The following is a 609-nucleotide window of genomic DNA, read 5'->3' as shown; positions in this document are numbered from 1 at the left end:
CACGCAGGAACACGGCCATGCCGAGGACTTCATGCTCGGGGTTCTCCTCGCCATAGAGCCCGATCTTGGCGGCGAGGTTGTACAGGGACTTAGCCTTGGGCTGGGCCTGAAACTCGACCACATAGGCAGGGCCTGAGTGGCCGTCGGGCGCGACCAAGCCATCGAGTCGGCGCTCGAGGCTTTTGAGGGTCAGCGAGCAGACCTTGTAGGCGCCTTCAAGCCGCAGACCGCCGGTGAGCACCCGAAAGGCCTCGGGGCCGCTGCGCAGAAACAGATAGATCGGGTGGTCGGTCTTCATGCCTGAGAGGATAGCCGATGACGAGCCTAGTGCGCGGGTTAGGTGAACTTGCTACCCGTCCTTCCTGGCTTGATTCCGGCTTGCCTTATCCCGTCAGCGTTTTTGACCTCATCATCTATGCTCGATTGCAAGACCTGACCGTATGCCGTAACAGGCTGATTAACTTGCGGGTTGAAGTCCCGCTGATGGAGTTGCTCGTACACCACTGTAGTGCCCCGGAGCGGCGTTTGGGTAACCAAGGGTCGTGAGTTTCGTGGGTGCAAAACCGCAGGCCGCAGCGCAAGCGAACCTAGAGGTAGCCTCGTCACTTA

Annotated in this window: 1 protein-coding gene; it reads right to left on the bottom strand. The window is 59.9% G+C overall.

Annotated features, from left to right (window positions below; translation table 11 throughout):
* Window positions 1-298: DUF2887 domain-containing protein (locus tag CKO42_RS26860; RefSeq protein ID WP_200252908.1), on the bottom strand; the 298-nt coding region annotated here is incomplete at its 3' end.
* Window positions 299-609 lie beyond the last annotated feature (311 nt).

Source organism: Lamprobacter modestohalophilus (assembly GCF_016583905.1).
Classification (GTDB): domain Bacteria; phylum Pseudomonadota; class Gammaproteobacteria; order Chromatiales; family Chromatiaceae; genus Lamprobacter; species Lamprobacter modestohalophilus.
Note: the sequence above shows the minus strand (reverse complement) of the source record. Positions and strands in the feature narration are given on the sequence as shown.